Below are 201 nucleotides of genomic sequence, written 5' to 3' on the forward strand. Positions count from 1 at the left end.
CGGCATCCGCGTCGGCATCAGCATCAGCGTCGGCGTCGGCGTCGGCGTCGGCGTCAGCGTCAGCGTCAGCGTCGGCATCAGCGTCCGCATCGGCGTCGGCATCCGCATCAGCATCCGCGTCGGCGTCGGCGTCGGCGTCGGCGTCGGCGTCGGCGTCGGCATCAGCGTCGGCATCCGCATCGGCATCGGCATCGGCATCGG

1 protein-coding gene is annotated in these 201 nt (G+C 72.6%); it reads left to right on the top strand.

Going from position 1 to position 201, the window contains the following annotated elements; translation table 11 throughout:
• Window positions 1-201, top strand: a 201-nt coding sequence (locus NR126_RS29245) for a hypothetical protein (RefSeq protein ID WP_256832535.1), incomplete at both ends; no start/stop codon positions are given.

It is taken from the genome of Pseudomonas sp. Pse1, assembly GCF_024519635.1.
GTDB lineage: Bacteria > Pseudomonadota > Gammaproteobacteria > Pseudomonadales > Pseudomonadaceae > Aquipseudomonas.